The organism is Rhodanobacter sp. UC4448_H15 (assembly GCF_052978265.1).
This window is the reverse complement of sequence record NZ_CM129665.1, coordinates 181,284-200,615: the sequence shown is the minus strand read 5'-3', so window position 1 is coordinate 200,615 and position 19,332 is coordinate 181,284. Positions and strand designations below refer to the sequence as shown.

The window sequence follows — 19,332 nt, the reverse complement described above, 5'->3', positions numbered from 1 at the left end:
TTCTAAGCCGCCGCGGCGCAATTTGGACGGCTAGGTGGCCAAATGGATACAGATGAAACTATCGACCTCGCCGGGACCGGCCACCGGCGGCACGATTTCGCGCTGCGCTAGGGATCCAGCCGCACCCATTTGCTGCCGGCACGCGCGCACAATCCGCCGTCGGCGCAACGCGCCAGCCTGCCGTTGGCGATCGCGGCGTTGATCTGGTCGACCCACTCGGCGCGCACGTTCTCCCGGTGCGCCTGCACGCCCATGTAGATCGCCACGCCGATCACCGCCAGCGAGGCCACGGCGCTGGCCACGAAGGTCTTCCATGCATGGGCCGACAGCGCCCGGCCGAGCCGGTTGGTGCGCTGTTCCAGTTCGCGGATGGCGTGCCGGATGCGCTGGGTGCCGTCCTGCATGGTGCGCCCGGCCTCTTCCAGTGGCTGACGCAGCCCGCTGGCCACCGTGGTGGCCGCGGCTTGCCGGATGTGTTCGATGATGCCGGCGGCGAGCCGCTCGGAGGAGTCGGCCACGCCGTGCGCCGTGCGGTCGAGGCGTTGCGCGGCGTCCTGGACCTCCTGCATCACCTGCTGGCCGCGCTGCTCCAGCACGCCGGTGAATGCCGCCAGTTGCAGCGCCAGCGCGCGCAGGTCGTCTGTCTGCGTATTGTTCGGGCCGTCGATGTCCGGGTTCATGGGTTCCTTCCTCATCGTTGCATCACCGCAGCTTGTTGCGCCTGTGCCTCCCGTCCCGCCTGCAGCGCCAATTGCTGGTTGAGTTGTTGTCCCTGCGCCAGCCAGGCCTGCCCGCGCTCCGATTGCAGGTAGTTCTGGCCGATCGAGCGCATGGCTTCGATATCCAGGCTGCGCGCGGCCGCGACCAGGGCATCGAACATGGCGTGATCGGAGCTTGCGGGCGTGATCGGCGCCACGCCCGCAACAGCAAGTGGCGCGGTCACCACCGCATCATGCGATGCCGGCGAAGATTCGAGCGGGGTCTGATGATCTGCTCCGACTGCCGCGTAGCTTTCCGCCGACGCGCGCACGTGCAATTGCGCGGCCAGCCACTTCTCGTACTTCTGCGCAATCAGCTGCTGGCCGTAATCGGCGTTGGAGTGCACCGCGAGCTGCTCCAGCTGGCCAAGCCGCGTCCGTTCCTCGCCGCTCGCCCCGTGCGTCTCGTGGATCACTACCCTGCCGATCAGCCGCGTTTCTTCCCGGCTGAAATGGCCGTGGCCGTCGGCGTTCCAGACCTTCCCGGTCCGCGGATCGGTGATGTGCTCCTCGCTGGCCAGCCCGAGGGCTTCGGTGACGACCTCCGGCAAGGGACCGTTCGCGCTCCAGCCCTTGCCGTAGTAGTCCATCACGTATGCCTTGGCGACGTCCTCGGCATAGTGCTCGTTGTTGAACCGCCGATTGGCGGCGAGCTGATTCAGCGCTTCGGTTGTCCGGGCATTGGCAGGCCGGTCCACCGTGATATAGGACGGGATCCCGTAAGTATTGGGCACGCCGGGGATCTGCACCTGCTGCGCCCAACCGTCGGCTGTGGCGTGCCACTTGGTGCCATCCAGTTCGATGTGCCTGGTGTCCTGTGTGGCTGGATTGGCGAGTGCCAGCGAGATGATTGCGGTCATGCGCTGGTAGTCGAGCTGGGCGAGCTGCGCCGCTGGCGCCGGCGTCACCACGGCGCGCATCGACGCCGCACCGTATGGATTCGGTACCGACGCAACGGCCGGATCGAGCTGGTAGTGCGTGTTCTGCCACCGTCCGTCCTCGTACACGTAGGTGACCCCATCGGTACCCGTCTGATGATTGACCTTGTGCTCGGTCACCATGGTGGCGATCTTGTCGCCCGCGAACGCACCCACCACGCCACCGACAGCGCCGGTGATGAAGGCGCCGGGGCCGGTTTCCGAACCCGCCACAAAGCCATAAGCGACACCGGCGCCGATGCCACCGAGCAAGCCGCCCACCGTGCGCCCTTCGTAGCGTCGAAGCAGCGCATCCGCGCCGAACTGGTTGCCTTGCGCGCTGAGCGCCTGGTATTGCTTAGCAGTAGTGTAGGCGTCGCCCACTAGCGCACCGACGCCGGCGATACCCATGCCCGCACTAACGCCCGGATGGAGACCACGCGTCGCTTCGGCAGCGAGCGGCACCGACTCCAAGCGCAGACGGGTGTTGCCGGCCTGCACGTAGACGTTCGGTGGTGGCATGCGATCGGCCAAGGGTCGCGTGACAGCAGTGAAGGAGGGTGTTTTGCCCTGGATCGAGGTGCCGGCGAAATAGGTGCGGCTATCCACCTGCACTATGCCGTTCTCGCGCAGCGGTGTGCCCGCGTAGTTCACTGTCACATTCAAGGTGCCAACGTTGTTGTAAGCGCGCGCCGAAATAATCTCGAAAGCCGCCTGCGTGCCCTGGCTGGTTTGGCGTGCGACAAGCTCTTCACGCGGGATGCCTTCGATCATGGTGATATTGGGGTTGGCGATGGCGCGAGGTAGTTCCACCGCGACGAACACCCGATCCAGTTTTGCATCGCTGACAATGGCGCGCACCTCCCCATGGGTGGCGTCGACGAAGCGACCGGAGGCATCCGCCCAGGGGCCTTCTTTTGCGTTGTAGAGCCAGTCTGTTGCGGGACCGTGGTACTTGCCGCTTGTCAAATCAGCTAGGTCAATCCCATAGGCTTTAGAAACGGCTGCATTGAAATCACGGGATTCGAGAAATTTGGCAGCTTGACTGTTGTTGATAACCCGCACGTCCTCGCCGGCGGCAATCATGCCCTTGACTACGTCATTTGAATAAACGCCCTCAGACACACGACCGCTATACAACACGGTTACCTTTCCTGAAGCATCCGCATCCACCTGCGCCGCCAGAGCACGCAACTGCTCTGGTGTGGCGTACCTCTCTGGTTGACTCCGCAGCAGATCTATGGCCTGTTGGGATGTCAAGGGACTCGTCATATGACGTCTCCCCCGATATCGACAGTGATTTCATATTCTGTGTTTGTGGAATATATGCCTGATCCTTTATAAGCTAGGAGGGCTTCGTTCAGATCAGCAAGAATATCCTCCTTGTGTGGACGCAACTGTTCGGGCAAGTCCAGCGAAGTCAACTTCCAATGCGACCAGCCGGGTTGGCCAATTTCACCACCGTGATCCAGAAGCTCCGTTCCCAGGAGCAACAGGTCACCGTGCCAATACAGGGTCCATTTGTACTGGTTACGTAGATCCGGATCGGAACCACCACCTAGCTCCACATTCCGAAGATAGATGTTTCGCACCCGATCGATCGTCCAGTCGCGAGCATGAGTGCCTGGAAAGAATTGCTTGTCAATCTCCTCAAGCTGGTATTTTTCGGCATCTTCGGCGGAGATGTATTCATTCACGAAAGACATTTTTCCTCCCGGGCGTTGCGCGTCGTGGTTCAATCCAACTGCCATGCCTGATCTACCTCGTTAAAGTAACGGGTCGTATCACGATTTATTTTTCTTGCCTGATGAATGACTGAGCACCTTGGCAGCGCCAACCGGGGAAAGCGAAGTGACGTCATTGCCGTCTTGAGCATCCACGACTTGGGTACTCTTGCGGATCCAGTCGACCAGGCCCGGAGGTATGTAGAAGTGCTCTCCGCCAGATATGGCAATGATCATGCCGAGTTCTGGACGGATCATGTTCAAGAGCTTGTATGCGTTCTCGCGTATGGCGGTGCTGCAGCCGGATCGGGCTAGGTCGTCGAGGTTGTCGGATACCACGATGTACAGGTTTTCGTCTTGTTGGGATTCCCTGATCTCAAATCGAAAATTGCTTATCTCTGGTCCGGTCTCGTTGGTGAAAACCGATACGAACAGCTTGGTATTGACCAGTTGTTCCCAGACTGGCATGTAGTCTCCAGTTTCCCTGGACGCCAGCAGCATTTTTTCCAGACCCATGCGCCACTCCCTGTGCGTTTTGACTTCCAGCATGACCGGCTGCTGACATTCCAACGGGCCGTCGAGCATGATTAACCGTCCCCGCAGCACAACACGGACGATCGAGGAGGGTCAATCGGAATATTTTCCATTGTGATGCAGTCGTGCGCTGAGCGATCTGTCATCGGCGTCGACGGGTTCGGCACTGGCTGACCGATCCAGCATGGCGGCCAGCGCGACGGGAACCGCGACGGAATGGCCGATCAACGGCTCCACCACGCTCTCGAACTTGGCCGGGTGCGCTGTGGCTACGATCGCCCACGCAGACGTATCACCTGAATTGCGCAACCAGTCGAGTTCGTGCATGGCGGTGGCGGTGTGCGGGCAGAACACTTCGCCATGTTCGCGTGCGTGACGGGTGATGGTCTGGCGGATGGTGGCATCGTCGACGCTGTGGGCTTGCAGCAGACGGCGGAGTTCCGCTTCGTCGGGAAACGTCCAGCGCAGCCGCTCGAAGTTGCTGGGCGCGCCGACGTCCATCGCGTTGGCGAGGGTGGCGACGGCTTCGCGCGGCCGATAGTCGGCGCCGGCGAAGTAGTCGGGCAGGGTGGCGTTGGCGTTGCAGGCCAGGCGCACTTCGCCGATCGGCAGGCCCATTTCGCGCGCCCACAGGCAGGCCATGGCGTTGCCGAGGTTGCCGGTGGGGACGATGAAGTTGAGCGGCGTGCGGTGTTCGCGCCACCAGCGCAGCGCGGCGTGGGCGTAGTAGCTCATCTGTGGCAGCAGGCGGCCGAGGCTGATGCTGTTGGCGGAGGACAGCGGTACGTCGGCCTGCAGTGCCGCGTCGTTGAGTGCGGCCTTGACCATGCGCTGGCAATCGTCGAAGCGGCCGGCCACGCGCAGCGCGGTCACGTTGTCGCCGAAGCAGCCGAGCTGGTGCGCCTGGCGCGGCGAAACCCGGCCGTCGGGGTAGAGGATCACCACGCGGACGTTCGGCTGGCGGTGGAACGCCGCGGCTACCGCGGCGCCGGTGTCGCCGGAGGTGGCGACGAGGATCGTCAGCGGTCGCGCATCGGCGCGCGGCAGCCGGCGCAGGCAGGCGGCGAGGAAGCGTGCGCCGAAATCCTTGAAGGCGGAGGTGGGGCCGTGGAACAGCTCCAGCATCAGCGTGTGCGGATGGGCGGGCAGCGGACGAAGTGGTGCGTCGAAGGTGAAGGCTTCGGCGCAGATCGCGGGTAGTGCGTCGGCCAGCGCGTCGCCGGCGAAGAACGGCTCCAGCAAGGTGGTGGCGGTGTCGGCCAGCGTGCCGCGCGGATCGAAGGCGGCGGGATCGAGCCGCGGGAGCTGTTCGGGCACGTACAGGCCGCCGTCGGGGGCGAGGCCGGCGGCGATGGCGTGGCTGAGCGGTACGGTTTCCGTGCTGCTGCTGCGCGTGCTGTGATAACGCAGAGGTTCATGCATGACCGCCACCCCTGCTGTAGGAGCGCACCCCGTGCGCGATGCCTTTGTCGCGTGCCAGGAAGAGCTCGCGCACTGGGTGCGCTCCTACAGGCGTAGGGCGGGCATTGCCCGCCGCGATTGCGACGATGCGCGAAGAGGGGCCGGCGGGCGGTGCCCGCCCTACGATCATCATGGTTGCGAGTCCTGGTCGAGCGAATCCATCAACTCGGCGGCCGGCCCCTCGATCGGCGACACCCACGCATCGCTGTCCAGCCCGGCGTCGGCGAAGGCGGCCTGCATCGCCACGCTGGCCGCCTCGGCATCGGCGCGGTTGTCGTACCAGCCGAACACGCTGGGGCCGGCGCCGGAGATGCTGGCGCCGAGGGCGTGGTGGTCGAGCGCGGCCTGCTTCACCTGCGCGAAGTGCGGTATCAGCGGGGCGCGGCGCGGTTCCACCAGCACGTCTTTCAGGCCTTCGCGCACCAGCGTCGCGTCGCCGCGTTGGCAGCCGGTCAGCACCAGGGCGAGGTTCGAACTCTGCGCCACGAACTCGCCCAGCTCGTAGTGGCCGGCCAGCGCGGCGCGCGCGCGGCGCGTCTCCAGCACCACGTGCGGATGCACCAGCGCACAGTGCCATGCCGCCGGCACGGCGATGCGCACCAGGCGCTCGTGGGTGGCCAGGACCAGGCCGCCGAGCAGCATCGAGCCGAGGTTGTCGCCGTGGCGGCTGCCGCTGGCCACCGCTTCGCCGTCGAGTGCGAACGGGTACAGCGCCTCGCGCGACAGCGGCTGTTCCAGCAAGGCGTTGGCGGCGACCAGCGCGGCCACGCACGAGGCCGCCGAACCGCCCATGCCCGAGCCCAGCGCAATGCCCTTGTGCAGCACCAGCTCGAAACCGAACGGCAGCTTCAGTGCGCGATGCAGCGACAGCAGCGCGGTGCCGGCCGTGTTGTGCCGCGGGTCGAGCGGCAGGCCTTCCACGCAGCCACGGATGGCGGCGATGCGCACCACCGGTTCCTCGATGCGGCGCACCTCGGCGCGGTCGCCGGCGCCGGCCACGCTGTGGCCGAGCAGGTCGAAGCCGACGCCGACGTTGCCGACGCTGGCCGGGGCGAAGGCGTGGGCGAGGTGCGGCGGTCGTGCGTGTGCAGCCATGAGCGGTTCCTGTAGCGGCGTGTTCATGCATGCACCGCCAGCGATTCGGCGATGCGCAGCAGGTCGGCGAACACGCCGGCCGCGGTGACCTCCGGCCCGGCGCCCGGACCCTGCACCAGCAGCGGATTATCGCAGTAGCGGCGCGTGCTGAACTGCACCACGTTGTCGGTCAGCCGCGTGTGCGCGAACGCGTGGCTGGCCGGCAGCACCTGCAGTCGCACGCTGGCGTGGCCATGGCGGTCGAGGTGGGCAACATGGCGCAGCACGCCGCCAGCCTCGCGCGAGCGGGCCAGCGCGGCAGCCATCGGCGCATCGAGCTCGCCCAGCCGCGCGAAGAACTCCTCGCGGTCCAGTGCGGCGAGCGATGCCGGCACCAGGCTTTCCAGGTCGACGTCTTCCAGCGACAGCGGCCAGCCAGCCTCGCGCGCCAGGATCACCAGCTTGCGCGCCACGTCCAGGCCGGAAAGATCGTCGCGCGGATCGGGCTCGGTATAACCCAGCGCATGCGCCTCGCGCACCAGTGCGGAGAACGGTTGCCGGCCGTCGTGGCGGTTGCACAGCCAGGCCAGCGTGCCGGAGAACATGCCTTCCACCGCGAGCAGTTCATCGCCGGTGTCGAGCAGGTCGCGCAGGGTCTGCACCACCGGCAGGCCGGCGCAGACGGTGGCCTCGCAGCGAAAGCGCGCGCCGCCGGCGCAGGCGGTGTGGATCGCCTGCCAGCGCGGCAGCGGGCCGCTGCCGGCGAGCTTGTTCGGCGTCACCACGTGGATGCCCGCGGCCAGCCACTGCGGATAGTGCGAGGCCACTTCGTCGCTGGCGCTGCAGTCGATCAGCAGCGCATGGCGGCCATCGGTGCCGCGCACGTGCGCGGCGAACGCGTCCAGATCATTCGGGCGCCAGGTCTGCGCGCCGCCGTGGCGGTCGTTGAGTTCGGCATCGTCGCAATCCAGCCACATGCGCTTGCGGGCGACCACGCCGCAAAGCCTGAGGTCCAGGCCGAGCGTGCGCGCCAGCCGCGGCTGCGCCGCACGCAGCTGGGCGAGCAGGGCGCTGCCGACGCGGCCGGGGCCGATCACGCCCACCGCCAGCGTGCGCAGCCGCGTGCTGCCGGTGGCATGCGGGGACAGCGGCGGCAGCGGAACATGCTTGGCTTGCTCGGGTGCACAGGTGATCACGGTGGCCTCTCCGGTGGAGGCCCGTGCTCGCTGGCGTGTCGGTATCAGCCGGCCCGCCTCGTCGAGGGCGGGCCGTTGCGTGGAAACTTCAGCTGCGCACGACGCTCCGCCCGGGACTCGTAGTACCGGTGGTAATCGTGCGGGTAGTCGTGGCGACGGCGCCCGCGCGCACCGTCGCGGCGCCGGTGCGAACCGGGGCGGCAAACAGGCGGTCGGGGGCTGAAATCGGCGACATGCATCGACCATACGGGCAATGTTGCGCTGCGGTCAACAGATTCATTTGCAACTTTTCGCCTGCCCGGCAGCGGCTTCGGGGGTCGGGTGGCAGTGCGGCAGGATGTCGCGAGTCCCCGGCGAAACGGCGCCCGGGATTACCATGGGCGGATGATCCGTCCCCCTTACCGACGCTCGTCGCTTCGCGCGGCGGTCGCGCTGCTTGCGTTTTGCAGTGCCGCGGCCGCGCTGGCCGCAGCCGCTCCCGACACCCTGGAACAGCGCGTGGCCGCATGCACCAGTTGCCACGGCGCGCGCGGCGAAGGTTCCCCCGATGGCGTGCTGGCGCCGCGCCTGGCCGGCAAGCCGGCGGGTTATCTGCTGCAGCAACTGGAGTACTTCCAGTCCGGCCAGCGCCGGCACGCGCCGATGGAATACGTGGTGCGCCAGCTGAGCCAGCCCTACCTGCGCCAGATCGCGGAATACTTCGCCGCGCAGGATCTGCCGTACCACCGCTGGCCGCAGCCCGCCGTGTCGGCCGAGGTCCTGCGCCGCGGCGAACAGGTGGTGCTCCACGGCGATCCCGCCCGCGCCGTGCCTTCGTGCGTAAGCTGCCACGGCGACAAGCTCACCGGCTTCGAGTCGATGATGCCGGGCCTGGTCGGTCTGTCCTCCGGCTACATCAGCAACCAGCTGGTGTCGTGGCGCACGCATACCCGCGCGGCGGAAGGGCCGTATTGCATGGGCGTGGTGGCCAACCGCATGCGCGAGTCGGATATCGCCGCGGTGTCCGCATGGCTGGCCAGCCACGCGCCGGCGGCGGACATGCACCCGCAGCCCGCCGCGGCGCAGACGACGCCGCTGCCGGGCTGGTGCGTGATGGGCCACAGCGAGGTGAATCCATGAAGTGGTTGCGACGCGGCGTCGGCTTGCTGGTGGTCCTGCTGCTGATCGGCGCGGCAGCGTGGTGGTATCTCGCGCGCGACCAGCGCACACCGTCCACGCCGGTCCAGCGCGAGGCCGATGCGGTCGCGCTGGTCGATCCGGCGCGGATCGAGCGCGGCAAGTACCTGGCCACCGTCGGCGACTGCGCCGCCTGCCACACCGCGCGCGGCGGCCAGCCGTATGCGGGCGGCCGCTCGCTGGCCACGCCGTTCGGCGACGTGCCGGCGCCGAACATCACGCCGGACGCGGACACCGGCATCGGCCAGTGGAGCTTCGACGATTTCTGGGCCGCGCTGCACCTGGGCAAGGGCCGCCACGGCCAGCTGCTGTACCCGGTGTTCTCCTACACCTCGTTCACCAGGGTCACGCGCGACGATGCGCTGTCGATCTTCGCCTACCTGAAATCGCTGCCGCCGGTGAACCAGCCGGCGCAGCCGACCGGCCTGGAGTTTCCCTACAACGTGCGCAGCAGCCTGGTGGCGTGGCGCGCGCTGTACTTCAAGCCCGGCGTGTACCAACCCGATCCCGCGCAGTCGCCGCAGTGGAATCGCGGCGCCTACCTGGTGCAGGGGCTGGGCCATTGCAACGAATGCCACGCGCCGCGCGATTCGCTCGGCGGCATCGAGCAGAACCAGCACCTCACCGGCGGGCAGATCCCGCAGCTGGACTGGTATGCGCCCGATCTCAGCACGCGCAGCGGCGGCGGCCTGGAAGGCTGGAGCGCGCAGGACGTCATCGACCTGCTGAAGACCGGCCAGTCGTCCAAAGGCAGCGCATTCGGACCGATGGCCGACGTGGTGCGGCTGAGCACCCAGCACATGACCGACGCCGACCTGCAGGCGGTGGCGACCTACCTGCAAGCGTTGCCGCCGCGCGCGCCGGCCGCACCGGTCGCGTTCCCCCAGGCGGCCAGCCACGAGCAGGGCGGCAAGCTCTACGCGAAGCACTGCGCCGATTGCCACGGCGACAACGGCCAGGGCGTGGCCGGCATCTATCCGCCGCTGGACGGCAACACCTCGGTCACCGGACCGACCAGCATCAATGCGATCCGCAGCGTGCTGCTGGGTGGCTTCGCGCCGGCCACCGCGGCCAATCCGCGGCCGTACTCGATGCCGCCGTTCGCGCAGCAACTGAGCGACGAGGACGTGGCCGCCGTGGTCAGCTACGTCCGCCAGTCGTGGTCGAACAAGGCCAGCGCGGTGGCGCCCGTCGAGGTCAGCCGCTCGCGGCATACGCCGGTGGATTGAGCACCGCGCCGGCTTGATCGCGCGACGCGCGATGCCGGCCCGTCCAGGCGACGCGTTTTGTCGCGGTGGCGCACCGTTGCCGCATTCGTTGACCTGCATCAAGGCGACTGCGCGGCTGCGCCGACACGCTTGCGCCACTTTGTCCACACCGGGCTCACGCTCCGGCACGGCGCATGATCGATCTCGCGTACAGCAGCTTCGGACTCACCCGTTTGCCCTTCCTCGATGCCATCGACGCGGTGGCGCGCGCGGGCTATGCGGGGATGGAGATCGCCTTTCATCGCGACCACTTCAATCCGTTCGACCTCGGCGACGACGATCTCGGTGCAGTGAAGCATCGACTGGCGCGCGCCGGCATCGCGCCGGCCTGCGTGGCCACCGCCTCGCACTTCTTCACGCCCTCGCGGCCGCACGAGCCTTCGCTGATGTCGCTGGACACGGCCGGGCGCAAGCGGCGCGTCGACCTGGTCAAGCGCGGCATTCGCGTGGCGCGCCGGCTGGGCACGAACCTGGTCACCTGCGGCAGCGGCTTCGTGCGCGAAGAGCATGTGCGCCAGCCGCAGGTGGACCCGCTCGACGTGCTGGCCGAGTCCATCCGCGAGTGTCTGGGCGAGATCCGCGACGACGACGACATCACCCTGCTGATCGAACCCGAGCCCGGCATGGCGATCGAGACGCTGGCGCAGGGCCAGGCGCTGATCGCCGCGGTCGGTTCGCCGCGCTTCGCGCTGCACATCGACCTCTGCCATGCCTACTGCTCCGAGCCGGACTACCTCGCCGCGCTGGCGCAGGCCGCGCCGCAGGCGCGTTACCTGCACATCTCCGATGCGCGCGCGGGCTGGAACCTGAAGATCGCGGAAGACAGCGACGCGCTCGCCGTCAACCTCGACCACGCCAGCACGCTGGTGTATTTCCCCGACGGTGCCGACTACCTCTTGCTGGATGGCAGTCACCCGCTGTACTTCGCCGATCGCGCGCCGGATGCCGCGCGGCAGCGGCGCATCGATGCCCTGCTGGCGCGTGCCGGTCTCGCGCGAGCGGCACGCTGGGTGGATTACGGCAGCCTGCACGCCGGCACCTCGCCGCTGGACGACGAGATCTTCACCTACTTGATCTCGGTGCCCGGCATCAGCTTCGACGCGCTGGAGCGCGCCCACCCGATCCTCGCCTGGTTGCGCGGCGCGCGCGGCCCCGCGCTGGTGGACGCCATGGTCGCCAACACGCGCACCGGCGTCGTGCATTTCCACGAGATCCCCGGCGAGGGCACGCTGGATCTGGCGGCCAGCTTCGCCGCGCTGAACGCGCACGGCTTCCATGGCTTCGGTTCGGTGGAGCTTTATCACCACGTGGATGCGTGGCAGGAGGCGTTGCAGGCCAGCCATCGCCACCTCGCCGCGATCGCGCAGGGCTGATCGATGCGGATCGACCTCGACGCCTGGGGCTGGGCCGCCGACACCGTCGGCGAGCTGGACCACCGCCGGTTGAAGGCACCCAGCGTGAAGTTGCGCGGCGTGCACGCGGGGGCGGGCGGCGACGTGGTCTGCACCATCGACCTGCGCTGGCGCCTGCCCAATGCCGACGCCTGCCTGAGCACGGTCGAGGCGCATTCGCTGGAGCACTTCCTGCTGGAGGGTTTCGGCCGCCTGCTGCCGGGGCACTTCATCGGCGTGGGCGTGATGGGCTGCCGGACCGGTTTCTACCTCACGCTGTTGAACGAGGGTCGCCGCGAGGTGATCGAGCGGACCCTGGAAACCGTGCTCTACGGCGTGCTCGGCGCCACCGCCGTGCCCTACGCGCGCATCGAGCAATGCGGCCACTGGCGCCACCACGACCTGGCCGCCGCGCAGGCGGTGGCGGGCGAGGTGCTGGCGCGGCGCGCGGCGTGGCGGGAGGTCGCGTGAACGCGGCGGTCACGCGTTGGCGGGTCAGCGAGACGCGCCGCGTCGAGTACGAGCTGTGCAACGTCGCGGACGTGTTCGATCCGGCCTGCGACGCCTTGCTGGCCGACGGCCGTCGCGCCGGCGGCCGCCGCTTCGTGGTGGTGGACGAGGTGGTGCTGCGTCACCACGGCGTGCGCCTCGCCGCCTACTTTGCGCAGCACGACGTGACCGCGCGCATCGTCGCGCTGCCCGGCGGCGAGGGCGGCAAGACGATGGAGGCGTGGCAGCACCTGCTGCGCGCGCTGGACGAGTTCCCCATCCACCGCCGCGACGAGCCGATCCTCGCCATCGGCGGCGGCGTGCTCACCGACGTGGTCGGCTTCGTGGCCTCCAGCTACCGCCGCGGCGTGCCGCACATCAAGGTGCCCACCACCCTGATGGGCTACGTGGATGCGGCGGTGGGGATCAAGAACGGGATCAACTTCAACGGCCGCAAGAACCGCCTCGGCAGCTTCGAGCCGCCGCGCCGCGTGCTGCTGGATCGCAGCTTGCTGCGCACGCTGCCGCGCCGCCACCTGCACAACGGCGTGTGCGAGATCATCAAGCTCGCCGTGATCAAGGATGCGGCGCTGTTCGCGCAACTGGAACGCCACGGCGCCGCCAGCGTGGCCGGCGCGTTCCAGGGCGAGCACGGCGGCGCCATCCTCGACCGCGCCATCGACGACATGCTGCAGGAGCTGGCGCCCAACCTGTTCGAGGACGAGCTGGCGCGCGTGGTGGATTTCGGCCACACCTTCAGCTACGGCCTGGAAACGCGGCACGAGGACAACCTGCTGCACGGCGAGGCGGTGCTGCTGGACATCCTCGTCTCCGTCGCCATCGCCCACGGCCGCGGCCTGCTGGCCGATGCCGCCGCCGCGCGCATCCTCGCCCTGGTCGAGCGCCTCGGCCTGGCGCCGCCGCTGGAACTGCTCGACGCCACGCTGATGTGGCAGTCGCTGCTGGACCGCGTCGAACACCGCAACGGCGCCCAGCGCGTGCCGCTGCCGGTCGCCGTGGGCGAGGGCGTGTTCGCCAACGACATCCGCCGCGGCGAACTCGCCGACGCCATCGCCACCCTGCAATGCTGGACTCGCCCCGCCCATGACCGAATCGCCGAATGTTGATGCCGCGGAGATCGCGCACTTCAACCGCATCGCCCAGCTGTGGTGGGACCCGCACGGCAAGATGGGCCAGCTGCACGCCATCAACGGCCTGCGCCTGCGCTTCATCACCGATCGCCTGGGCGGCGCCGCGCCGCGCGTGCTGGACGTGGGTTGCGGCGGCGGCATCCTCGCCGAGGCGCTGGCCAGACACGGCGCGCAGGTCACCGGCATCGACCTCTCCACGCTGTCGCTCAACGTGGCGCGCCAGCATGCCGAGCGCGGCGCGCTGGACATCGACTACCGCGAGATCGACGTGGAAACGCTGGCGCGCGAGCAGGCCGGCAGCTTCGACGCGGTGACCTGCATGGAGATGCTCGAACACGTGCCCGAGCCCGCGCGCGTGATCGCCGCCTGCGCGCAGTTGCTCAGGCCGGGCGGCGTGGCCTTCTTCTCCACCATCAACCGCAACCTCAAGGCGTTCGCCTTCGCCATCGTGGCCGGCGAGTACATCCTCGGCCTGTTGCCGCGCGGCACGCACAGCTACCGCAAGCTGATCCGCCCGACCGAGATGCGCACGTGGGCAAGTGCGGCGGGGCTGCAGTTCAACGCCGTGGCGAGCCTCATGTACCACCCGCTCAAGCGCAGCTTCCGCGTGGCGCCGGGGCGCGAGGACATCAACTACATGGCCAGCTTCACGAAGCGGGGTTGAACACATGCGCCGCTTCCTCGCCCTCTCGCGCTCGCTGCATGGCGTGCTCGACATCGCCATGCCCGGCTTCGTCGCCCTGCTGTGGCTCGGCCATTTCCCCGCCTGGCCGGTGCTGGCGCTCTGCCTGGGCACCGCACTGGCCGGCTATACCGCGATCTACGCGCTGAACGACCTGGCCGGCGTCCGCGACGACCGCCAGAAGGTGGCGCGCGGGCTCACCCCCGGCTACGCGGTGGAGGCCTCCACGATGCGCTACCCGCTGGCACAGAACCTGATCAGCATGAAAGGCGCGCTGGCCTGGTTCGGCCTGTGGTTCGCGCTGGCCGTGCTCGGCATCTGGCTGCTCAACCCGTGGATCCTCGCCATCCTCATCGCCGCGGCGCTGCTGGAACTGGCCTACGTGAAACTGCTCAAGGTCACCTGGTGGCGCACCGTGGTCAGCGGCCTGGTGAAATCCGCCGGCCCCGTCGCCGCCGTATTCGCCGTGGTGCCGACGCCTTCGTTGGCGGGGCTGGCGCTGATGCTGGGCTGGCTGATGCTGTGGGAAGTGGGCGGGCAGAACATCCCCGCCGACTGGAACGACCTTGAGGAGGATCGCGCCATCGGCGCGCGCACCATCCCGCTGGTGTTCGGCCTGCGCGTCGCCGGCTGGCTGGTGCTCGGGCTGCTCGGTCTCGTCGTCGCCGGCAGCCTGCTGCTGGCGAGGCTCTCGCCACTGATGCTCGGCTGGCCATTCCAGCTCGCCGTGTTGCTGGCTGGTGTGGTGCTGCTGGTGGTGCCGGCGGTGCGGCTGGCGGTGACCCGCGATGGCCGCGCGGCCGCGCGGCTGTTCGACCGCTCAAGTTTGTATCCGCTGGCGTTGTTGCTGATCGTGACGGTGTTCGTGTTGTTGCCTTGAGTGTGCCGTTCGCCCCGAAGTCCGGCGCATGATCCGGAAGGTGGACGTAGGGCGGGCACTGCCCGCCGGCTTTCCCGCGCGTCACTCATGCCCGTCAAATCCTCACGATCAACGCGCTCGTACCCGCGTGTTTCCTTCGATCCAGGACATCAAAGGCAAGAGCGGTCGATCGCCTTCGGCGACCGAGTCACTTTTCTCTTGCGTGGCCAAGAGAAAAGTAACCAAAAGAGAAGGCCACCCCGCTTGGCGCTTGCCGGGCATCCTGCCCGGCAAGTCCGTGAGCCGGGGTCGGGCTTTTCGACAGCACATCCATGTGCTGGCGAAAAGGCATCGGCATCCATGCCGATGCCCGCTACGCGGCCTGTCGCCCCCGCCTCACCGCCGCACAGGGGCCCCGGGTGAAGCAGCGGGCCATCGTGGCCCGCACTCTTCAGAAGAGCCCAAGTAAAGCAGGGACGCTGTACGCCATCCCCTCTGTTTGACTTCGTCCGTCCTGGTTTCGCCGCCGCCGCAGGATTCTCGCCCGGTCGTACCGGTGGACGGTCGATGCAGGGCGCGAACTGCAAGTGCAGCAGCAATAGCACTACCAAGACGCGGATCATGCACTGTGTTGTTGCCTATACCACGTCTGCGATTGAGGCTTTTCAGGGCACACAGGCTACGAGACGATCTGTAGAAAAGGGTTCTTGTCAACAATGGCTGCGTGTGATTTTTTCTTTAGGAAGGAGATCAGATCATCGCCTCGCTGTAACAGCATGACTATTTCATGCAACGAGCAGAGCAGCATCGTTTTTTGAGCGAGCGCGGCAGCGCATTCCTTGACCACGGGTTCGGTAAAGCCTGAGGACGAGATGAAGATACCGCGAGCGTTCGCGCGGAGGAACAAACGACTGAGATGGGGAAGAAACTCACTGGTACCGACTGGCGAGTTGAGCCATTTCATCTCAACGAGGTGCACCGCGCCATCGAGCTCGATCACACCATCGATCTGTTCAAGCACAACAGATGTGTCGGGGTCTTTTCGGCGGAAGTCTTCCCGAACAAGAATTCCATAGGCACTGAACATGTCGTTTAGAACACCTTCAAGCAGCTTGCCGCGCTCATGGGGCTTGTCGTCCATGCCGAACAACGCCGCAAGTCGAGTATTCACTTTCTCAATCTCGGAGCGCCTGTCGGCTGCTGCTTGCTCCGCGTGCTCACGAGCGCGTGTGGCCTCGCGTTCAGCATCTCGTTCTTGCTTCATCCGCGTGAAAGAGTCCTTTGCGTTGACTGCCTCTCGCACGCTTGCGACGAGCCCTTTAGCCTTCAGCTGGTCTTCCGGCCAACAGGTCTCGAACCTCTCGAACTCCACCACACGCTTGATGATCTCGCGTCGCGGGCGCAAGCCACTATCGCCGCGTCCATTGACCTTGGTGAGCACCTTGCGAACGATCTCGAATTTGTTGATGGAGTCCGCGTTCGTCGCTACGGCGCGCTCTACTTCGGCGAGATCTTCGTCGGCAACGCCGGCGCCGCGTAGGAACAGCACGACGCCCTTCTTCGCCCGAATGAGGCGGGCGATGGTCTCAACAAGTAGCTCAAACAGTTCTGGCGGGTAGTGAAATACCTCGGACATCGGATCACCTTTGGGTTGCTATGTCCGGTCTGCGGCTAGGAAGCCACCGGCTACAGCTTCGCGACTAGATCGTCCATCGCCTTCTTGGCGTTCCGAAGGTAGTCCTCTTTCACCTGCACACGATGGCCGTTAATAGTCTGCTTGCCAATGGGAAGCTTCGAAAACGGGAGGCCCTTTGCGAAAGCCACCACACCAGTTGTCTGAAAGTCGCGAATTTCGACGAACCCGGCTTCCAGCTTCTTAAAGGCGAAGATTTCGGGGTTCGACTTCAAGAGTTTGCCAACGTCACTCTCGATGGCTTGCAGTACGGCAGCGTAGGCCGAAGCTGCGCCCATGTACTGCGTCAGTCGATTCTTGACAATCAGATGAACTTTCGGAAGGGGGCGCTGGGCATGCTTTAGCTTCGTTGCGAATGCGTAGGCTGCATAGATTTCCGAAGGCAGTTTCAGGCCGTAGACGAGAGAAAACGCGTTCTGTATTGCTCGACGGGAGGAATCGTCTGCCATCACGGGGAGCACGATGCGGTCTGCTGTGGAGAGCGCGATCTGTGTGTAGAGGGAGAAACTTGGATTGCAGTCGAGGAAGACCACGTCATACTCGTCGGCAAGCTGATCCAAGAAATCCTTCAGCCAGTCGACAACCGCTATCCAGGGGTTCGTTCCGGGGATCTGATTGTTGGCAAGCGTGTTCACGGCGTTCGCTTGGAGTTCCAACATTGGATCGCCGCACACAAGATCGACGTTTGCAGGTACACCCTTGTTATAGCTACTCGGCTTCGTAGTGAAGTCGTGCGCATTGAACTTAGGTGGGGAGTACGGTGCAGGCAGACGGAGCTGAAAGTAGCCACCCACGCTGCATCGAGGTACCAAGCCCTGCCGTTCAAGCAACTTCTCGCTACCCTTGTTATTCAGCCCTCCAAGCATCAGCTCAGATAGATTGGCCTGCGGGCACATGTCGATCGCCAAGATGCGCTTTTTCGGGTGTTTCTCGGCGTAGCGAACAATCGACTGAAAGCACAGGCTTGTCTTTCCAGTGCCACCTTTGTTGTTCCAGTAGGCGTACTTGATGTCCATTGTTAGCTCCGTGAGCCATCTGTATGGCTGATGTCGACATCATATCGTCCATAACGGACGTGTACAAGTCTTTGTCTGCCATAATTGTGGTGGGCTCGAATTGAGGCTCCGTGGAGATTGATCGAAATCGAGACGGAGGAAGCTAGATAGAGTAGGTAGCGCCCAGCGCGCTGCTCCTGCTTTGCTTTGGCTCCTCTGAAAAGTGCGGGCCACGATGGCCCGCTGCTCTACCCGGGGCCCCTGTGCGGCGGTGAGTCGGGGGCGACAGGCCGCGTAGCGGGCATCGGCAGGGAGGCCGATGCCTTTTCGCCAGGGCAGGATGCCCTGTCGAAAAGCCCAGCCCCGGCTCACGGACTTGTTGGGCAGGATGCCCAACAAGCGCCAAGCGGGGTGCTCTTTCTCTTTGGTTACTTTCTCTTTGAGCACGCAAAGAGAAAGTGACTCGGTCGCCGTAGGCGATCGACCGCTCTTCGCTTCAAATGCGCTGGGTTGAACGGAACAACCGGCAGGAGCAGCGCTTGCGAACACTCGCAAATCTATGGACACGAGTGACGGGAGCCGGCGGGCAGTGCCCGCCCTACGCGACTGGTCGCTTCGATCCTCCGACGTGACGAACCGCCCTCGCGCGATCGTCACAAGAATGGCCCGAACAACCCGTCATCCCGGCGGAATCCGGAATCCAGTGCCTCGGCACATGGTTGAAGACGCTGGATTCCAGCGTTCGCTGGAATGACGAGCAAGGGCATCCCTACCGCATGATCCCCGTATGCCCCAACGAATACCGCCCCGGCTGCGGCCACACGGTGAGGCCATGCGGTTCCATGCCGACCTTGATCTTGCGCACCTTGCCGGTGCTGGTGTCGATGGCGTAGACGACGTCGTCGAAGCGGCCGGAGAGCCACAGCATGCGGCCGTCGGCGCTGACGTTGCCCATGTCGGGGCTGCCGCCGTGGGGGATCGGCCAGGTGGCGACGACCTGGCGGGTGGCGAAGTCGATCACCGAGACGCTGCCCTTGCCCTTGCGTGGACCGTGGATCTTGTGCGTGCCGCGGTTGGCCACGTACAGGCGCGTGCCGTCGCGGCTGGGGTAGAGGCCGTGGGTGCCGATGCCGGTGGCGATGAAGCCGATCTTGGTGAAGCTGTCGCCGTCGATCAGGTAGACGCCGTCGGCCATCATGTCGGCGACGTAGAACACCTTGCCGTCGGGCGAGACGCGGATGTCCTGCGGCATGCCGCGGTGTTTCAGCGGCAGGTAGCCGAGCACCTTGTGCGCGGCCATGTCGATCTTGGCCAGCTTGCCGCCGAACTCGCAGGTGAAGATCGCGTAGCGCCCGTCGATGGAAAAGTCGGCGTGGTTGATGCCCTTGCAGCCGGGCACCGGCAGGCGGAACTGCAGCGCCATGGTGTGCGGGTCGCGGAAATCGAGCCGGGCGTCTTCCTCGGCAACCACGATGGCGTGCTTGCCGTCCGGGCTGAAGTACATGTTGTACGGGTCGTCGACCGCCACCGCCTGGCCGGGCTTGCCGGTGGTCGGGTCGATCGGGGTGAGGCTGCCGTCGGGGCGGTCCTCGGCGTTGTTGGTGACCCACAGCGTGCGCAGGTCGTAGGCCGGCACCACGTGCTGCGGGCTGCGGCCCACCTTGAAGGTGTCGACCACCTTGAACGTCACCGGGTCGATCACGCTGACGCTGTCCGAGCGCAGGTTGGGCACGTAGATGCGCGAGAGCGCGCCGGCCACCGCGGGGCTGAGCATGTTGACGCCGGCATCGCCATAGAGGTTGGCCGGGTTGGTCACCGGCGGCATGCCGGCGACGGTCTGCACGCCGCCGGCGAACGCCGCGCCGCTGGCGAGCCAGGCGAGCAGGGCGAAGCCGGCGCGACGGCGCGGGTGAGAGCGGTGTGCGTTGATGGTGAAAGTCCTCGGCAGCATGTCCGGTCCACGA

17 protein-coding genes are annotated in these 19,332 nt (G+C 66.3%); 7 read left to right on the top strand and 10 right to left on the bottom strand.

What is annotated here, in order from left to right:
* Positions 1 to 107: 107 nt before the first annotated feature.
* From ACVCMI_RS00815 to ACVCMI_RS00785, 7 genes are all read right to left on the bottom strand, one after another.
* Positions 108 to 680, bottom strand: a complete 573-nt coding sequence (locus ACVCMI_RS00815; RefSeq protein WP_447097804.1) for a hypothetical protein — start codon at positions 678 to 680, stop codon at positions 108 to 110.
* A gap of 11 nt (positions 681 to 691) precedes the next feature.
* Positions 692 to 2,947 (bottom strand): hypothetical protein, encoded by a 2,256-nt coding sequence (locus ACVCMI_RS00810; protein ID WP_447097805.1) that lies wholly within the window; start codon positions 2,945 to 2,947, stop codon positions 692 to 694.
* Entirely contained in the window at positions 2,944 to 3,381 is a 438-nt protein-coding gene (locus ACVCMI_RS00805; RefSeq protein WP_447099511.1) for a hypothetical protein, read from the bottom strand. Before ACVCMI_RS00805 ends, ACVCMI_RS00810 begins: the two co-directional genes overlap by 4 nt.
* A gap of 78 nt (positions 3,382 to 3,459) precedes the next feature.
* A complete protein-coding gene (locus ACVCMI_RS00800; RefSeq protein WP_447097806.1) occupies positions 3,460 to 3,984 on the bottom strand; it encodes a hypothetical protein in 525 nt (174 codons plus the stop codon).
* Positions 3,985 to 4,026: 42 nt separating this feature from the next.
* Complete coding sequence (thrC, locus tag ACVCMI_RS00795) at positions 4,027 to 5,355, bottom strand: threonine synthase (protein WP_447097807.1); 1,329 nt, start codon at positions 5,353 to 5,355, stop codon at positions 4,027 to 4,029.
* A 168-nt stretch (positions 5,356 to 5,523) separates the two neighbouring features.
* Positions 5,524 to 6,516, bottom strand: coding sequence for a homoserine kinase (locus ACVCMI_RS00790; RefSeq protein WP_447097808.1), 993 nt, complete (start codon positions 6,514 to 6,516; stop codon positions 5,524 to 5,526).
* On the bottom strand, positions 6,513 to 7,664 hold the full coding sequence (locus tag ACVCMI_RS00785; RefSeq protein ID WP_395120572.1) for a homoserine dehydrogenase: 1,152 nt from the start codon (positions 7,662 to 7,664) through the stop codon (positions 6,513 to 6,515). The genes ACVCMI_RS00790 and ACVCMI_RS00785 overlap by 4 nt, the downstream gene beginning before the upstream one ends.
* A gap of 384 nt (positions 7,665 to 8,048) precedes the next feature.
* On the opposite strand from ACVCMI_RS00785, the gene ACVCMI_RS00780 reads away from it, so the two are divergent.
* The 7 genes from ACVCMI_RS00780 to ACVCMI_RS00750 all read left to right on the top strand — a co-directional run bounded on the left by ACVCMI_RS00780 (position 8,049) and on the right by ACVCMI_RS00750 (position 14,701).
* Positions 8,049 to 8,783, top strand: coding sequence for a c-type cytochrome (locus ACVCMI_RS00780; protein ID WP_447097809.1), 735 nt, complete (start codon positions 8,049 to 8,051; stop codon positions 8,781 to 8,783).
* On the top strand, positions 8,780 to 10,069 hold the full coding sequence (locus ACVCMI_RS00775; RefSeq protein ID WP_447097810.1) for a cytochrome c: 1,290 nt from the start codon (positions 8,780 to 8,782) through the stop codon (positions 10,067 to 10,069). Before ACVCMI_RS00780 ends, ACVCMI_RS00775 begins: the two co-directional genes overlap by 4 nt.
* A gap of 173 nt (positions 10,070 to 10,242) precedes the next feature.
* Positions 10,243 to 11,481 (top strand): sugar phosphate isomerase/epimerase family protein, encoded by a 1,239-nt coding sequence (locus tag ACVCMI_RS00770; protein WP_447097811.1) that lies wholly within the window; start codon positions 10,243 to 10,245, stop codon positions 11,479 to 11,481.
* Between the two features lie 3 nt (positions 11,482 to 11,484).
* Positions 11,485 to 11,970, top strand: coding sequence for an S-ribosylhomocysteine lyase (locus ACVCMI_RS00765; protein WP_447097812.1), 486 nt, complete (start codon positions 11,485 to 11,487; stop codon positions 11,968 to 11,970).
* A complete protein-coding gene (locus ACVCMI_RS00760) occupies positions 11,967 to 13,115 on the top strand; it encodes a sedoheptulose 7-phosphate cyclase (RefSeq protein ID WP_447097813.1) in 1,149 nt (382 codons plus the stop codon). Before ACVCMI_RS00765 ends, ACVCMI_RS00760 begins: the two co-directional genes overlap by 4 nt.
* Positions 13,093 to 13,803 (top strand): bifunctional 2-polyprenyl-6-hydroxyphenol methylase/3-demethylubiquinol 3-O-methyltransferase UbiG, encoded by a 711-nt coding sequence (gene ubiG / locus ACVCMI_RS00755; RefSeq protein ID WP_447097814.1) that lies wholly within the window; start codon positions 13,093 to 13,095, stop codon positions 13,801 to 13,803. The genes ACVCMI_RS00760 and ubiG overlap by 23 nt, the downstream gene beginning before the upstream one ends.
* A gap of 4 nt (positions 13,804 to 13,807) precedes the next feature.
* Positions 13,808 to 14,701 carry a UbiA prenyltransferase family protein gene (locus tag ACVCMI_RS00750; protein ID WP_447097815.1) on the top strand — a complete coding sequence of 298 codons (894 nt, stop codon included), beginning with the start codon at positions 13,808 to 13,810 and terminating at the stop codon, positions 14,699 to 14,701.
* 658 nt (positions 14,702 to 15,359) lie between these two features.
* Here ACVCMI_RS00750 and ACVCMI_RS00745 read toward each other — a convergent pair.
* From ACVCMI_RS00745 to ACVCMI_RS00735, 3 genes are all read right to left on the bottom strand, one after another.
* Positions 15,360 to 16,316 (bottom strand): hypothetical protein, encoded by a 957-nt coding sequence (locus ACVCMI_RS00745; protein WP_447097816.1) that lies wholly within the window; start codon positions 16,314 to 16,316, stop codon positions 15,360 to 15,362.
* A gap of 50 nt (positions 16,317 to 16,366) precedes the next feature.
* Positions 16,367 to 17,389: a ParA family protein gene (locus ACVCMI_RS00740; RefSeq protein WP_447097817.1), complete on the bottom strand. Its 1,023-nt coding sequence runs from the start codon at positions 17,387 to 17,389 to the stop codon at positions 16,367 to 16,369.
* Between the two features lie 748 nt (positions 17,390 to 18,137).
* On the bottom strand, positions 18,138 to 19,319 hold the full coding sequence (locus ACVCMI_RS00735; RefSeq protein WP_447097818.1) for a YVTN family beta-propeller repeat protein: 1,182 nt from the start codon (positions 19,317 to 19,319) through the stop codon (positions 18,138 to 18,140).
* Positions 19,320 to 19,332 lie beyond the last annotated feature (13 nt).